15 protein-coding genes are annotated in these 15,326 nt (G+C 74.6%); 7 read left to right on the forward strand and 8 right to left on the reverse strand.

The annotated features are described in order from the left end of the window. Window positions 1-46 precede the first annotated feature (46 nt). Window positions 47-538, reverse strand: a complete 492-nt coding sequence (locus tag EV384_RS29620; protein ID WP_165440111.1) for a GNAT family N-acetyltransferase — start codon at window positions 536-538, stop codon at window positions 47-49. A 159-nt stretch (window positions 539-697) separates the two neighbouring features. On the opposite strand from EV384_RS29620, the gene EV384_RS29625 reads away from it, so the two are divergent. The 3 genes from EV384_RS29625 to EV384_RS29635 are packed head-to-tail and all read left to right on the forward strand — an operon-like array spanning window position 698 to window position 3,224. Next, window positions 698-1,555, forward strand: coding sequence for a DUF4397 domain-containing protein (locus EV384_RS29625; RefSeq protein WP_130338484.1), 858 nt, complete (start codon window positions 698-700; stop codon window positions 1,553-1,555). After that, window positions 1,552-2,226, forward strand: coding sequence for a class F sortase (locus EV384_RS29630; RefSeq protein WP_242624355.1), 675 nt, complete (start codon window positions 1,552-1,554; stop codon window positions 2,224-2,226). Before EV384_RS29625 ends, EV384_RS29630 begins: the two co-directional genes overlap by 4 nt. A gap of 50 nt (window positions 2,227-2,276) precedes the next feature. After that, the gene (locus EV384_RS29635) at window positions 2,277-3,224 is read left to right on the forward strand and encodes a threonine ammonia-lyase (protein WP_130338486.1); all 948 of its coding nucleotides are present in this window, start codon (window positions 2,277-2,279) and stop codon (window positions 3,222-3,224) included. 32 nt (window positions 3,225-3,256) lie between these two features. On the opposite strand, the gene EV384_RS29640 is transcribed toward EV384_RS29635, so the two are convergent. The 5 genes from EV384_RS29640 to EV384_RS29660 form a co-directional block, all read right to left on the reverse strand. Next, window positions 3,257-3,607 carry a DUF2203 domain-containing protein gene (locus EV384_RS29640; RefSeq protein ID WP_130338488.1) on the reverse strand — a complete coding sequence of 117 codons (351 nt, stop codon included), beginning with the start codon at window positions 3,605-3,607 and terminating at the stop codon, window positions 3,257-3,259. A gap of 130 nt (window positions 3,608-3,737) precedes the next feature. After that, complete coding sequence (gene proC, locus EV384_RS29645) at window positions 3,738-4,556, reverse strand: pyrroline-5-carboxylate reductase (RefSeq protein WP_130338490.1); 819 nt, start codon at window positions 4,554-4,556, stop codon at window positions 3,738-3,740. Window positions 4,557-4,629: 73 nt separating this feature from the next. Further along, the gene (locus tag EV384_RS29650) at window positions 4,630-5,658 is read right to left on the reverse strand and encodes a 6-phosphofructokinase (protein ID WP_130340896.1); all 1,029 of its coding nucleotides are present in this window, start codon (window positions 5,656-5,658) and stop codon (window positions 4,630-4,632) included. Window positions 5,659-5,841: 183 nt separating this feature from the next. Further along, window positions 5,842-6,345, reverse strand: coding sequence for a pyridoxamine 5'-phosphate oxidase family protein (locus EV384_RS29655; protein ID WP_130338492.1), 504 nt, complete (start codon window positions 6,343-6,345; stop codon window positions 5,842-5,844). An 86-nt stretch (window positions 6,346-6,431) separates the two neighbouring features. Then, on the reverse strand, window positions 6,432-6,929 hold the full coding sequence (locus tag EV384_RS29660; protein WP_130338494.1) for a polyadenylate-specific 3'-exoribonuclease AS: 498 nt from the start codon (window positions 6,927-6,929) through the stop codon (window positions 6,432-6,434). Window positions 6,930-7,176: 247 nt separating this feature from the next. Here EV384_RS29660 and EV384_RS29665 point away from each other — a divergent pair, with 247 nt between their 5' ends. Next, window positions 7,177-7,869 (forward strand): Crp/Fnr family transcriptional regulator, encoded by a 693-nt coding sequence (locus EV384_RS29665; RefSeq protein WP_130338496.1) that lies wholly within the window; start codon window positions 7,177-7,179, stop codon window positions 7,867-7,869. 79 nt (window positions 7,870-7,948) lie between these two features. On the opposite strand, the gene EV384_RS29670 is transcribed toward EV384_RS29665, so the two are convergent. Then, complete coding sequence (locus tag EV384_RS29670; RefSeq protein WP_130338498.1) at window positions 7,949-8,158, reverse strand: hypothetical protein; 210 nt, start codon at window positions 8,156-8,158, stop codon at window positions 7,949-7,951. Window positions 8,159-8,337: 179 nt separating this feature from the next. On the opposite strand from EV384_RS29670, the gene EV384_RS29675 reads away from it, so the two are divergent. Then, window positions 8,338-11,919 (forward strand): ATP-binding protein, encoded by a 3,582-nt coding sequence (locus tag EV384_RS29675; protein ID WP_130338500.1) that lies wholly within the window; start codon window positions 8,338-8,340, stop codon window positions 11,917-11,919. Between the two features lie 7 nt (window positions 11,920-11,926). On the opposite strand, the gene EV384_RS29680 is transcribed toward EV384_RS29675, so the two are convergent. Beyond that, the gene (locus EV384_RS29680) at window positions 11,927-12,628 is read right to left on the reverse strand and encodes a lysophospholipid acyltransferase family protein (protein WP_130338515.1); all 702 of its coding nucleotides are present in this window, start codon (window positions 12,626-12,628) and stop codon (window positions 11,927-11,929) included. A 243-nt stretch (window positions 12,629-12,871) separates the two neighbouring features. On the opposite strand from EV384_RS29680, the gene EV384_RS29685 reads away from it, so the two are divergent. Then, window positions 12,872-13,720, forward strand: a complete 849-nt coding sequence (locus tag EV384_RS29685; RefSeq protein ID WP_130338527.1) for a DUF308 domain-containing protein — start codon at window positions 12,872-12,874, stop codon at window positions 13,718-13,720. Window positions 13,721-13,890: 170 nt separating this feature from the next. Continuing rightward, complete coding sequence (locus EV384_RS29690; protein ID WP_130338529.1) at window positions 13,891-15,309, forward strand: alpha,alpha-trehalose-phosphate synthase (UDP-forming); 1,419 nt, start codon at window positions 13,891-13,893, stop codon at window positions 15,307-15,309. The last annotated feature ends 17 nt before the right edge of the window (window positions 15,310-15,326 follow it).

The raw sequence follows: 15,326 nt of genomic DNA on the forward strand, positions 1-15,326 counted from the left end.
AGCGGGATCCGCTCCCCGGCCCGCCGGGCGCTTCCCGTGCCAGCGGTCAGTCCAGCGGCTCGGCCGGGAGCGCCAGCCGCATCGCCGGGTCGCGGGTGAGCTGAAAGCCGAGCGAACGGTTGAGGGGCTGGGCCGGCTCGGAGGTGCGCAGGTCGACGGTGCGCACCCCGCGCCGGCGGTACCAGTCCAGCAACCCGGTCATGCAGGCGCGGGAGTAACCGCGCCGGCGGTGCCGCGGGTCGGTGCAGACGTTGAAGACGTATCCGACCAGGCCGCTCGGGTTGGCCGGTCCACTCAACCGACGCTCGATGGTGCCGACGGCGCAGGCGGCCAACGCGCCCGGCCGGTCCGGCGCGTCCACGACGAAGGCGGCCATCAGCTCCGCCGGCTCGGCCAGCCCTTCCCGCAGGGTCTCCCGCGCGGCGTCCTGCCACGGACCGGGCGCCGGGGCCGTACCGGCCAACGCCGCGAGCATCAGCCCGCGCAGTCGGACCAGCTCGGCGGCGTCGTCGGCGGTCCCGCGGCGTGCATCGATCACGACGGCACCGTACCGAGGCGCGCTGGGCGGTCGTCGGCACGGTCCACTCTGGGCGACGGACGGCGGGTCCGTTCGCCCGGACGGCCGACTTGCGGCCGGGTCCCGTGGACGGGACCCTGTAGGCCGGGCCACACCGGCCGGACCGCTCCCGGAGGCGACATGCACCTGCTCCGTACCGCGCCGCGCCGGCTGCTGGCCGCCGCGGGCGCCCTGCTGCTCGGCGCCGCGCTCACCGCGCCCGCCGCGCCCGCCAGCGCCGCCACCCGGCAGGAGGCCGTCGGGTACGTGCGCCTCGCGCACCTCTCCCCCGACACCCCGGCCGTGGACGTCTACCTCTCCGCGCCGGGCGCCGCCGAGCCGCGGGTCTTCCCCGGCGTCGGGTACGGGGTGGTGTCGGCGTACCTGCCGCTGCCGCCCGGGCGGTACGCGGTGGCGATGCGCGGGGCGGGCGCCCCGGCTGACCAGCCGCCGGTGCTCACCACCGAGGTCGCGGTCACGCCCGGGGCGGCGTACACGGTGGCCGGGGTGGGCCGGCACGCCGACCTGGGGCTGCGGGTCCTCACCGACGACCTGAGCGCCCCCGCCGGCGGGCAGGCCAAGGTGCGGGTGGTGCAGGCCTCGGTACGCGCGCCCGTGCTGGACGTCGCCGCCGCCAACGGACCGACCATCGCCGACGCGGTCCGCTTCGCCACCACCACGGACTACCGCGAGGTCCAGCCGGGCCGCTGGCGCCTGCGGCTGGGCGGCGCCACCGGGCCGAGCACGGACACCGAGGTCAGGCTCCACGGTGGAGCCGTCTACTCGCTGCTCGTGCTGGACGCGAAGAGCGGCGGCCTCACCGCCGAGCTCCGCCAGGACGCCAGCGGTGGCACGGTGGCCCCCGCCGGGGGCGTCGACACCGGCGCGGGTGGGCTGACCGGCCCGGCCTCGGGGACGTACGCGATGATCGCCGGCGGCCTGCTCGCGGGCGCCGTGCTGGTCGGGGTGGCGCTGCGCCGCCAGCGCGCCACCTGGTGACCAGCGGGCCGGGCCCCGCGATCCGACGGCACCACGGCCGCCGGGCGCCGCGGGCCGCGCTCGGCGCGGCCGGCGTGGCGCTCTGCCTGGCCGCCGGCACCGGCGTCGGCCTGGCCGGCACGGCCGGCCCGCCACCGGCCGCCACCTGGCAGTCCGGCTGCGCCGCCGACTGCCCGGCCCCCGTCGCGGCACGGCCCCCGGGCGCACCCGTCCGGGTACGCGTGCCCCGGATCGGCGTCGACTCGCCGCTGACCGTGCTCGGGCTGGACCGGACCGGCGCCCTCGTCCCCCCGGCCGACTTCGCCCGGGCCGGCTGGTACGGCCGCGGACCGGCCCCCGGCGACCCCGGACCGGCGGTGCTCGCCGGCCACCTCGACTCGCGCGCCGGCCCGGCCGTCTTCGCCCGCCTCGACGAGCTGCGCACCGGCGACCGGATCGAGGTGCGCCGGGGCGACCGGTGGCTGCCGTTCCGGGTCACCGGGTCGCTGCGCGTCGCCAAGGACCGCTTCCCCACCGCCCGGGTGTACGGCCCGACCCCCGGGCCGGAGCTGCGCCTGGTCACCTGCGGCGGCGACTTCGACCGACGGCGCGGCCACTACCGCGACAACGTGGTGGTCTTCGCGGTCGCCGACTCCCCGGCCGACCTGCTGCCCAGCTCCGCGGCCGGCTGACCCGGCGTTCCGGGCGCCGCCGCGCGTTCCGGCGGGCTAGGCTCCTGCGAATGCGGCTGGTGACGGGCGACGACATCACGGCGGCCGAGAAGCGCCTCGACGGGCGGGTGGTCCGGACCCCGCTGCTGGCGGCGCCCGCGCTCAGCGCGGAGCTGGGCCTCCGCATCTCGGTGAAGGCGGAGAACCTCCAGCACACCGGCAGCTTCAAGGCCCGGGGCGCGATGAACGCGCTGCTCGCCCGCGCCGAACGCGAGGGCATGCCGGCCGGGCTGGTGGCCTTCTCCGCCGGCAACCACGCGATCGCGGTGGCCTTCGTCGGCCGCGCCTTCGCCCTGCCCACCGTGGTCTGCATGCCGCCGGGCGCGGTGCCCACCAAGCTGGACGCGGTCCGCCGGCTCGGCGCCGAGGTGGTCCTCACCCACGACCTGCTGGACACCGCGCAGGGCCTCGCGGCCGAACGCGGCTACCACCTGCTGCCGCCCTTCGACGATCCCGACGTGATCGCCGGCCAGGCCACCATCGGCCGGGAGCTGCTGGCCGACGGCCCGGCCCCGGCCCTGGTGCTGGTGCCGGTCGGCGGTGGGGGCCTGATCAGCGGCATCGCGGCGGCGGTGAAGGAGGCCTCCCCCACCACCCGGATCGTCGGAGTCGAGCCGGACGGCGCGAACGCGATGTCGTACGCCCTGCGCACCGGCACGCCCACCCCGCCGGTACGACCGGCCTCGGTCGCCGACGGTCTGGCCGCCCCGTTCGCCGGGCGGCACACCCTGGCCCACGTCCGGGCGCTGGTCGACGACCTGGTGGAGGTGCCGGAGGAGTCGATCCTTCCCGCCTGGTCGGACCTGCTGGACGCGACGAAGCTGCTGATCGAGCCGGCCGCCGCGGTGACCCTGGCGGCGCTGCGCGCGGGCCTGGTCGAGGTGGCCCCCGGCGACCGGACCGTCCTGGTCCTCAGCGGCGGCAACGTCGCCCCGTCCCGCCTCGCCACCCTCGGCTGACCGCACTCCGGCCCGGGCCGGGCGGTGGCCGGTCAGACCGGGCGGCGGCCGGCGAAGCCGCACTCCAGCCGGTGGTACCAGCGCACGTCGGTGTCGCCCTCCAGCCAGCACCAGAGCACCTGGCGGCCGTCCCGCTCGCCGGGGAAGTCCAGCAGCACCGGGGCGATTCCCTTGACCTGGATCTCGTGGGTGTGGAATTCGTCCACGATGGCGTGCAGCCGGGCTTCGAGGGCCTTGACCTCGGCGAGCCCGCCGAGCACGCTGGCCCCGTGATCGGCCAGGTCGACCCGCAGCTCGGTCAGGTCGGCCCGGAGCCGGATCAGCTCGTCGACGCGCGGCCGCAGGGTGGCCACCAGATGGCGCGCCTGGGCGAGAGTGAACACGCGGCCAGTATGCGGCACGGCGGGCCGCCGCTCGCCCCCGCCGTCGGATGGGGCGAACCACGCTCGATCAACTCCAGCTCCCCGACCTGAGGTCGATCAACCCGCGCGGAACCAGGCGGGGCAGGGCGGCTCACTCCGCCTGGGCGGCCAGCTCGCGGGCGCGGTCGCGGGCGGCCTCCAACGCCGCCAGCATGGCCGCGCGGACGCCGTGGTTCTCCAGCTCCCGGATAGCGGAGATGGTGGTACCGGCCGGTGAGGTGACCGCCTCGCGGAGCTTGACCGGGTGTTCGCCGGAGTCGCGCAGCATCACCGCCGAGCCGATCGCGGTCTGCACGATCAGCTCGTGCGCCACCTGCCGGGGCAGGCCGAGCAGGATGCCCGCGTCGATCATGGCCTCGACCAGGAGGTAGAAGTAGGCCGGGCCGGAGCCGGAGAGGGCGGTCACGGCGTCCTGCTGGGACTCGGGGACCCGCAGGGTCGCACCGAGCGGCTTGAACATCTCCTCGGCGAGCGCCAGGTGCGCACCGGTGGCGTGGGCGCCGGCCGAGATGGCGCTCATCGCCTCGTCGACCAGGGCCGGGGTGTTGGTCATCACCCGGACCACCGGGGTGCCGTCGGGCAGCCGGCGGCTGAAGAAGGTGGTGGGCAGGCCGGCGCAGAGCGAGATCACCAGCTTGTCGGCCGGGACCTTGGGACCGATCTCGTCGAGCAGCGCCGCGGCGTCCTGCGGCTTGACCGAGATGGCCAGCACCGCCGCCTCGTCCACCGCGGTGAGGTTGTCCACCACCCGGACGCCGTACCGGGCGGTCAGCTCCTCGGCGCGGCTGGGCCGCCGGGCCGTGGCGAGCAGCCGCTCCACCGGCCAGCCCGAGCGGAGCAGGCCGGAGAGCATCAGCTCGCCGATCTTGCCCGCGCCGATCACCGCGACCGTGTGCACCCCGGGTGCCATCGCGCCGTACCCCTCTCGGTCGGAGCCGCGGCGCGGCGGTCCCCCGCGGGACCGCCGCGCCGCCGGCCGTCGATCAGCTGCCGAAGAAGACCTCGGCCTCGGCGTACCGCTCCAGCGGCACGGTCTTCAGCTCGCGGGTGGCCTCTGCGAGGGGGACCCGGACGATGTCCGTGCTCTGCATCGCGACCATCTTGCCCCAGTCGCCCTCGTGCACCGCGTCGATGGCCTGGAGCCCGAGCCGGGTGGCGAGCACCCGGTCGAACGCGGTCGGGGTGCCGCCGCGCTGGATGTGGCCGAGCACGACCGTGCGGGCCTCCTTGCCGGTCTTCGCCTCCAGCTGCTCGGCGAGCCACTGGCCGATGCCGCCGAGGCGGACGTGGCCGAACGAGTCGAGCTCCTTGTTGTGCAGGACCATCTGGCCGTCCAGCGGCTGCGCGCCCTCGGCGACCACGACGATCGGGGCGTACTGGTGCTGGAAGCGCTTCTCGACGTAGCCGGCGACCTGGTCGACGTCGAACTGCCGCTCGGGCAGGAGGATCACGTTGGCGCCGCCGGCGAGGCCGGCGTGCAGGGCGATCCAGCCGGCGTGCCGGCCCATCACCTCGACGACCAGGGTGCGGTGGTGGCTCTCCGCCGTGGTGTGCAGCCGGTCGATCGCCTCCATGGCGATGTTGACCGCGGTGTCGAAGCCGAAGGTGTAGTCGGTGGCGCCGAGGTCGTTGTCGATGGTCTTCGGCACGCCGACGACGTTGACGCCCAGCTCGTGCAGCTTGGTGGCGACGCCGAGGGTGTCCTCGCCGCCGATCGCGATCAGCGCGTCCACGCCCTGCGCGGCCAGGTTGTCCTTGATCCGCTCCACGCCGTTCTCGATCTTGAACGGGTTGGTCCGGGAGGAGCCGAGGATGGTGCCGCCGCGAGGCAGGATGCCGCGCACCTCCGCGATGCCCAGCGGCCTGGACAGGCCCTCCAGCGGACCCTTCCAGCCGTCCTTGAAGCCCACGAACTCGTGACTGTAGGTGGCGACGCCCTTGCGGACCACCGCCCGAATGACCGCGTTGAGACCTGGGCAGTCGCCGCCGCCGGTGAGCACGCCGATACGCATGATCTGCTCATCCTCCTGGAGCATCAGGTGAAGCCCGGATAAGCCCCAGGATATGCGTCAGATCAGACCATCGGCGCCGTTGCCGGCCCGGGGCGGGCCGTCAGTGCGCACTGTAGTCGCCGTGGGGGTCCGCCGACACCGCGCCCCGGGCCGGTCCCGCCCGCCCGCCGGACGAGCTACCCCTCAGTAGCTGACCTCGTGGTTCTCCCCCGCCATCGGCGGCTGCCCGGTCACCGTCGCCTTGGCGAAACCGAGCAGGTTCACCACGGTGCTGCTCGGCGAGTCCCAGTACTCGGCCGAGCTGGCGTGCACCTTGATCAGCGTGATCCCCGGAGTGTCCAGCCCGTCCGGGAACCAGGCCCTGAGCAGCGGGTTCCACAGCTCCTCGGCGCGGGCCCGGTCCCAACCCTCCTGCGCGGTGCCCGCCACCGAGACCCAGGCGTGGTGGCGCTGGTCGGAGAAACCGACGTTGACCTGCGGGTTGACCCGGATCTGGCGGACCTTGGCGGAGTCGGCGTAGGCGAAGAACCAGAGGTCCCCGTCGAACTCCGCGGCCTGCAGGCCCATCGGCCGGCTGACCAGCCGGCCGTCCACGGCGGTCGTGGTCAGCAGGCAGATCCGGGCGTCCCTGATCAACTCGGTGACCCGCCCCCGGGCCTCCGCGGAGGTGGTCGGCTCCTTGCTCATGGCAGCACTCCCTCGCATCGGATCAATGTCGAACCGTGCCCGGGACAGAACCGGTCAAACCTGCGGGACGTCGCGTTCCGGACAGATCACCGCCGGATCATCGCCCGCCACCGGGCCAGGTTGTGCCGGGCGTCGACCAGGGCATCGTGCCGGCCCGCCTCGGCGTCCGGCAGCGTCGGGCGGCCCCGGTCGTCCCAGAGCTGGCGCAGCTCCTTGGTGAACCGGGGGATCTCCCGGGGCAGCGCCGGCATCGCGCCCCAGAGCTGGGCCAGCACCAGGTGGTCGTACGCGGCGTACCAGGCCCAGAGTTCGAGCTGCTCGCCCGGCCGGTCCCGGATGGGCTCCATCAGGAAGTCGTACAGCTCGTCGCGGATCCGCTCCCGCGAGCGCCAGGCCCGGTCGGCCGGCGAGGGGAGCTTGTCGAGGACGTTGCGGCGCACCCAGGGCACGGCCCGGGAGTCGTCGAACTCGGTGGAGACCGCGTAGAACTCGCGGCCGTACTCGTCGACGACGCCGATCGACACGAGGTCGACGATCCGGCCGTCCTCGATGAATTCGCAGTCGTAGAAGTAGCGGTAGACCATCCCCGCCATCCTCGCCCACGACCGCCGGACGCCGGCCGGCGGGGCACCTGACGGGCCGGCCGCCGGCCCTGCGCCGCAGCTCGGCAGGGTCACGGAAGTGTTTCCAGGGGTGTACAGCAAGCGACCGGGCCGTCATGATCTGATGTGTACCGCTACCGGACGCCGAACCGGTTCAGAACCTCGTACCGGGGGCTGTCAGGTTCACCCGGCTGCGAGTTGTGGTCCTTGACCGGGGAGGGGTTGGGCCGTGGAGGTTCGCCTGCCGGAGCCGGGTGACGCGCTCACGGGCGTGGAGATGTTCGCCGGACTCGAGCCGGAGGTACGGCAACGGGTCATCGCCGCGGCGGTGCCGCGCACCTACCGCAAGGGTCAGCTGCTCTTCGTGGAGAGCGATCCCGGCGAGTCGCTGATCGTGTTGCGCCGAGGCGCCGTGGCCGTCTTCCGCACCGCGCCGACCGGTGAGCGGGCCGTGCTGTCGGTGATCCGTCCGCCGGACGTGCTGGGCGAGGTCTCCCTGCTCGACGCCTCCACCCGGTCCGCCTCCGCCGAGGCCATCGAGGACTGCACCGCGCTCGCGCTGTCCCGCCCGGCCTTCATGGAGCTGGTGCACTCCAACCCGCGGATCCTCGACGCGGTGATGCGCTCGCTCGGCGCGCTGATCCGCCGGCTCACCGAGCAGAACGCCGACCACGTCTTCCTCGACCTGCCCGGTCGGGTGGCCAAGACGCTGGTCCGGCTGGCCGGCGAGAGCCAGGCCCCGATGATCACGATCGAGCTCAACCAGAGCCAGCTCGCCGAGATGGCCGGCGGTTCCCGGCAGAGCGTCAACCAGGCTATCGGCTCGTTCGCCAGCCGCGGCTGGCTGCGTACCGAGGGACGCCGGATCGTGGTGACCGACGTGGCCGCGCTGCGCCGCCGCGCCGGCATGAACGACCGCTGAGCCGCCACGGCGACGGCGACGGGACGTACACGAGGGGCCGGGGTGGCATCGCCACCCCGGCCCCTCGTCGCCGCCGGCCTCAGACGCCGGCGCTGCCCGGCCCCGCCCAGGCGGTGGTGCTGCCCGGGCCGGCCCAGTCGGTGGTGTCCTTGCCGCTGGACCCCTCGCTGACGATCCCCTCGGCCTGCAGCGCGGCGAGCGTGGCGGCGTCCACGTCGACCGACTCGCCCGCCGAGTGGTTGACGCCGTCGGCGTCGGTCCAGTCACTCTCCAGCTTCACGTACACCATGGCGTATCCCCCTTGATCGCGGTCGGCATCCGGCCGCCTGAATGTAGCTGTTGACGCCGTCCGAAGGACTGTCCAGAAGCCAACAGCCCGGTACCTGACACCGTCGTCAGCGGCGATACTCACGGTGGACGCCGCGGGGGGCGCGGCGCCCGGCCGCGGGCCGGCCGGCAGATCCGCCAGTGGAGGGTGTCATCTCCGCGCAGTGTGACCGATGTGGACGTACCGCCGCCGACGGCGACCGCTTCTGCGGTGGCTGCGGCGCGGAGCTGGGCGCCGTCTGCCCGCACTGCCTGCGCCCGCTCTCCGCCGACGTGGCGTTCTGCACCTCGTGCGGGGCGCCCCGGACCGGGGCGCAGCGCCCCGCCGCGGCGCCGCAGGAGGACCGCCGCCGGGTCAGCGTGCTCTTCGTCGACCTGATCGACTTCACGCCGTACGTCGAGCGGGCCGACCCGGAGCAGGTCCGCGGCATGCAGACCGGCTTCTTCTCGACCGCGAAGCGGGTGGTCGGCCAGTACGGCGGCGTGGTCGAGAAGTACATCGGCGACGCGGTGATGGCGCTCTTCGGGGCCCCGGTGGCCACCGAGACCGACGCGCTGCGCTGCGTGCGGGCCGGGCTGGAGCTGCAGCGGGTGCTGACCCGGTTCGCCCCGACCGGCGCCGACGAGCTGCGGTTCCGGGTGGGCGTGGCGACCGGCGAGGCGCTGGTCGACGTGGCCGCCGCCCGGGACGGCGGGCAGGCCATCGTGGCCGGGGACGTGGTCAACACCGCGTCCCGGATGCAGTCGGTGGCGCCGCCCGGCGGGGTGCTGGTCTGCGGCACCACCCACGCGCTGACCAAGGACGCCATCCGCTACTCCGAGCAGCCGCCGGTCACCCTGCGCGGGCGCTCCTCGCCGACCGAGGTCTGGCTGGCCCTCTCCCCGGTCCGCCGCCAGCCGACCGACCGGGAGCCGGACACCACTCCGCTGATCGACCGCGAGCACGAGCTGGGGCTGCTGGTCAACGCCCTGCACCGGTCGCTGCGGGACCACGTCCCGCAGGTGGTGACCGTCTTCGGGCGGGCCGGCATCGGCAAGAGCCGGCTGGTCCGCGAGCTGTACCGGCACGTCGGGCGGCTGGTCGACGAGCCGCTGAGCTGGCGTATCGGGCGGTGCCCGCCGTTCGGCGAGAACGTCACGTTCGCCGCGCTGGCCGACGTGGTGAAGACCGAGGCGGGCATCCTGGACACCGATCCCGCGTCGACCGCAGCGCAGCGGCTGGCCTCGGCGGTGACCGAGCTGGTCGGCCCCGGGGAGCGGGACCGGATCGTCGACGCCCTGCGCCCGCTGGTCGGGCTGGCCGGCACCGCGCTGCCGGCGGAGGAGGCCGAGTCGGCGTGGCGGCGGTTCCTGCTGGCACTGGCGGCCCGCCGACCCACCGTGCTGGTCTTCGAGGACCTGCACTGGGCCGACGACGCGATGCTGCGCTTCGTCGAGCTGCTCGGCGCGGCCGCCCGGGACGTGCCGCTGCTGCTGCTCTGCACGGCCCGGCCGGAGCTGGTCGATCGGGACCCGAGCTGGGCCGGGACGATCACCGGCTCGGTCACCATCACCCTGCCGCCGCTGCGGGACACCGGCATCGCCTCGCTCTACGCGCACATGTTCGGCCAGGCGGCCTTCTCCGCCGACATGCTCAGCCCGCTGGTCGAGGTGGCCGGCGGCAACCCGCTCTACGCCCACGAGTACGTCCGGATGCTGATCGAGCAGGGCGCGCTGCGCCAGTCCGGGCGCGGCTGGTCGCTGGAGAAGCATCTCGACCTGCCGATGCCGGAGAGCGTGCACGCGGTCATCGCCAACCGGGTGGACCTGCTCGACGCCAAGGACCGGGCGGTGCTGCTGGCCGCCTCGGTGGTGGGGGTCCAGTTCTGGCCGGGCGCGGTGGCCGCCGCCCTGGGGCTGGCGGTGGAGTCAGTGGAGCGGGCGCTGCGCCGGCTGGAACAGCGCGACTTCGTGCACGAGCAGGCGGCGTCCACGATGGCCGGGCAGCCGGAGTTCCGGTTCCGGCACGTGCTGGTCCGGGACGTCTGCTACCAGCGGCTGCCGCGCACCGAACGGGTGGCCCGGCACGAGCGGACGGCGGACTGGCTGGACGCGCTGTCGCAGAGCCGGGACACCGACCTGGCGGAGGTCCTCGCGCACCACCGGTGGGCGGCGCACGAGATCGCCCGGACGCTGGGCATGGACACCCACCGGTACGCCGGCCCGGCCCGCACGGCGCTGCACCGGGCGGCCCGCCGGGCGTACGCGCTGCACGGCCTGGACGCGGCCGCCGGCCACGCGGGCCGCGCGCTCGGCCTGGCCGACGACGGCGACCCGGTCGGCCGGCTGCAGCTGGAGCTGCTCAGCACCGAGATCTCCTTCTACCGGGACGGCAACACCTTCCTCTCCGGCGGCGGGCCGGAGCAGCTGCACACCCTCGCCGACCGGCTGCTCGCCCACGGCGACGACGCCTGCGCCGCCCGGGCCTGGACGCTGCTCGGCCAGGCGGCCTGGCTGCGTGCCGACCGGGCCGCGGCGGTGGCCTGCCTGGACCGGGCGGTGGCGCTGTTCGAGCCGCTGCCGGACAGCGCCCAGAAGGCGGACGCGCACGCCGAGCTGGGCCGGCTGCACATGCTCAACTACGAGCGGGACGCGGCGGTCGCGGCGGCCGAGACGGCGGCGGAGATCGGCGAGCGGCTGGGGCTGGCGGAGACCCGCACCAACGCCCGGATCACCGCGGCCACCGCCCGGTACCAGGCCGGCGACCGGGTCGGCCTGGACGAGCTGCACGCGATCGTGGAGTTCAGCCGGGCCCAGCAGCTGCTGGGCCTGCCCCGGGCGATGCAGAACCTCGCCTACGCGGTCCGCGAGGAGGGCGACTGGCTGCGCTCGGACGCCCTGCTGTCGGCCGCGCCGGCGCGTACGGCCAGCGGGCAGACGCTGACCACCAGCTACTCGGGCGAGGCGATGCGGGCGTACTTCGACGGGGACTTCCCCCGCCTGCTCGCCGCCGCGGACGCGTTCGTGGACACCCCGACGGGCGGCTGGGACATGCAGGTCCGCGGCCTGCGCTCCTGCCTGCTGGTGCTGCGCGGCCAGCCGGTCCCGCCGGCGCCCCGGCAGCGGGACGCGGCGGCGGGCGCCGACGCGTCGCCGGCGCGGCACCGGGACGACGTGGCCGCCGCGCTGGACACCGCCCGCCGCAGCGGCTTCCACCGGCCGCACTGGACGATGCTCGGCATGGCGGCGCTCTGTCGGGCCCTGCAGGGGCGGGCCGACGAGGCCGCGGCGCTCGTCGACGAGCTGGCCGACTCATGGTCGGCGGTGCCGGCGCTGGCCAGCGGCGAGTGGATCGCCGCGGCGGCGTACGCGGCGGCCCTGGCCGGCCGGGACGCGGCGGTGCGGGTCCGCGCGATGCTGGACCGGCTGGGGCACCGCACGCCGTGGTCGGAGGCGGCGCTGCGGACGGTCACCGGGGCCCTCGCCGCGGCCGACGGCGACCACCGGCGCGCCGGCGAGCTGCACGTGGCCGGCGCCGAGATCTACGCGCGGATCCCGGACGTCACCGACCGGATGCTGGCGCTCGCCCTGGCCGTCGCGGAGCTGGACCGGGCCGATGACCGGGCGGCGGCCGGGGTGCCGCTGGCCGAGGTGCGTGCCTTCGCGCTGCGCAACGAGGCGCCCGGCCTGCTCGCCCTGGCCCGGCGTCCGGTTCCGGACACCGGGCCCGCGGTGGCCTGCTGAGGCCCGCTCAGACGGGGACGGGCTCGCTCGGCACGGCCGGCTGGCTCTTCGCCTTCTGCGCGTACATGTCGACGTACTCGCGGCCGGAGAGCTCCATCAGCTCGTACATGATCTCGTCGGTGACCGCGCGCTCGACGAACCGGTCGCCGGCCATGCCGGCGTAGCGGGAGAAGTCCAGCGGCGCGCCGAAGCGGATCCGCACCCGCTTGACGTTGGGGATCAGCTGGCCGGGGGGCTGGATCTCGTCGGCGTTGAGCATCGCCATCGGGACCACCTGGGCACCGCTCTCCAACGCCAGCCGGGCCACCCCGGTCTTGCCCCGGTAGAGCCGGCCGTCCGGCGACCGGGTGCCCTCCGGGTAGATGCCGGCGATGCCGCCGGACCGCAACACCTTGAGCTGGGTGTCCAGCGCGGCGCGGGCGGCGCGGCCGCCGGAGCGGTCGACCGGGATGGTGCCGGCGCCGACGAAGAACATCTTGGTCAGCCAGCCCTTGATGCCCTTACCGAGGAAGTATTCCGCTTTGGCGATGAATGTGACTTTTCGCTTGACGATGAGCGGGGTGAAGATCGAGTCCGAGAAGGAGAGGTGGTTGCTGGCCAGGATCACCGGGCCGGTCTCCGGGACGTTCTCGAGCCCTTCCACCTGCGGGCGGAAGATCAGCCTCAGCAGCGGCCCGAGGATGATGTACTTCATCAGCCAGTACAGCACCAGTGTCCTTCCAGCGGGGGTGGCGACGCCCGTCGCCGGGAGCCCGGCCGGGCCACCGGCACCCGCCCGGGACCGCGCCCGGGGCGCCGTCGGCGAGCGGGACTGTCGGGGATGAGCCTACGAACCGGGAGCGGCACGCCACAACGCACTCCCGGAAGCGGGTCCTGACGTGTCACGATTCAGGGCACGGCGTAGGGCGCGTCGCGGCGACCGCACCGCCAGGTGCGACGAGGAGGGTGTCCGGTGTCAGCGGGTGGGCCCCGCCGGGGACGGCGGGACAACGGGCTCGACGCGAGCGAGTACGCCGTCGCGGGCGATGTGGATCCGCGCGTCGGCGAGCATCTGCTCGACGTGCTCGCCGCCGGTGGCATCGCCGCGTACCTCCAGCCCTCCGCCGACCTCAACCCGGTGACCCGCACCACCACCGTGCCGTCCCGACCGGTCGACCGGCTCTACGTCGACCGCTCCCACCTGACCACCGCCCGGGACTACCTCACCCAACTCTCCGACGAGGGCGCCCCCGAGCCGGCCCGGGACGACGAGCCGGACATCGAGGCCGAGTGGGCGCGGATCGTCGCCGGCTTCGACACCGGGCCGGCCCCCGGGAGCCGCCCGTGGCCCGCCGTGGAGAACGTGGACGACCCGGTCGACCCGGCCGAGCCCGCCGGCGGGGCGGCCCCGCGCGCCGGCGCCGAGGAGTCCGGCGGCCCGACCGCCACCGACGTCCGGCGCCTGCCGTACGCGGCCGACATCTCCGGGATCTCGGTGAGCCGGGGCCGGCAGGACGAGCCCTCGCTCCTGGACGGCCTGGACACCTTCGGCGCCGACCTGCCGGCGAACGCCGACGAGGAGCACTACACCCCACCACCGCCACCCCCGCTGCCCCGCTTCTCGAAGTACGCGGTGGTCGGCGTGCTGGCCATCGTCATCGGGTTCGTGCTCTTCCTCTCCCCCACGGTGCTCCCGGTCGACCCCTCGGTGGTGACGCTGTTCGGCTTCACCGGCATCCTGGCCGGCTTCGTGACCCTGGTCTGGCGGCTGCGTCCCGGCGACACCGACGACCACGACCCGGACGACGGCGCGGTCGTCTGAACCTTCCCGGTGGTCGCCCGCATATCGGGACGCCGACGGCTCCCCGCCGCCGGCGTAACAGTGGTGTAACTTACGGTCAGTAGGAATATCGCTGTACGTCACTTCCCTCCTGACTGCCTGGTTCCTCCCCGCTCGTGGCGGTCAGCCTTCTGCTGATCGGAATGCCCGAGATGCGACAGAGCCCCCTCGTGGTGGTGGCCAACCGCCTCCCCATCGACGACAGTGTGGCGCCGGACGGCGCCTGCGAATGGCGCCGCAGCCCCGGCGGCCTGGTGAGCGCCCTGCACCCCCTGCTGCGACACACCCCGGCCACCTGGATCGGCTGGGCGGGCGGCACCGGCCCGGCGCCCCACCTGCCGGAGGTGGACGGCGTCCGCATGCACACCGTGCCGCTGACCACCGAGGACCTCCGCGACCACTACGAGGGCTTCGCCAACGCGACCCTCTGGCCGCTCTACCACGACGCCGTCGAGCAGCCCGAATACCACCGCCGCTGGTGGGAGGCGTACCAGCGGGTCAACCAGCGGTTCGCCGAGGCCGCCGCCGGGGTCGCCGAGCCGGACGCGCTGGTCTGGGTGCAGGACTACCACCTGCAACTGGTCCCCGGCCTGCTCCGGGCGCTCCGCCCCGACCTGCGGATCGGCTTCTTCCTGCACGTGCCGTTCCCGCCGCCGGAGCTGTTCATGCAGCTCCCCCGCCGGGCCGAGCTGCTGCGCGGGATGCTCGGCGCCGACCTGATCGGCTTCCAGCGGCCCCAGGCGGCGCACAACTTCGCGCAGCTGGTCGCCAAGGTGCTCGACCTGCCCGCCACGGACCGGCGGATCGGCGTCGGCGACCGGGTGGTCCGGGTCGGCGCGTTCCCGGTCTCGATCGACACCGCCGAGATGGCCGCGCTCGCCGCCCGACCGGAGGTCACCGACCGCGCCCGCCGGCTGCGCCGCGACCTCGGCGACCCCGAGCACGTCATCCTCAGCGTCGACCGGATGGACTACACCAAGGGCATCGAGCAGCGGCTCAAGGCGTACAGCGAGCTGCTGGCCAGCGGCCACGTCAAGGTCCGCGACACGGTGCTGGTCCAGGTGGCGGTGCCGAGCCGGGAGCGGGTCGGCCAGTACCAGATCCTCCGGGAGCGGGTGGAACGCGAGGTCGGACGGATCAACGGCGAGTTCGGCCGGGTCGGTGAGCCGGCGATCCACTACCTCACCCAGACCTTCGACCGGGCCGAACTGGCCGCCCTCTACCGGGTCGCCGACGTGATGGCGGTGACCCCGCTGCGGGACGGGATGAACCTGGTCGCCAAGGAGTACGTCGCCGCCCGGGTGGACGACACCGGCGCGCTGCTGCTCAGCGAGTTCGCCGGGGCGGCCACCGAGCTGTCCCAGGCGTTCCTGGTGAACCCGCACGACCTGGAGGGGCTCAAGCAGAAGCTGCTCGCCGCCCTGCGGGCGGCGCCGGCCGACGTGGCCGCCCGGATGCGGGCGATGCGGGAGCACCTGCACCGCAACGACATCCACGCCTGGGCCCGGTCCTACCTCAGCGCCCTGGACAAGAGCGGCTCCCTGCTCACCCGGCTCGGCGGGACCGACTGACCAGGGCCCGGCGCCGA

The organism is Micromonospora kangleipakensis, from assembly GCF_004217615.1.
GTDB lineage: Bacteria > Actinomycetota > Actinomycetes > Mycobacteriales > Micromonosporaceae > Micromonospora > Micromonospora kangleipakensis.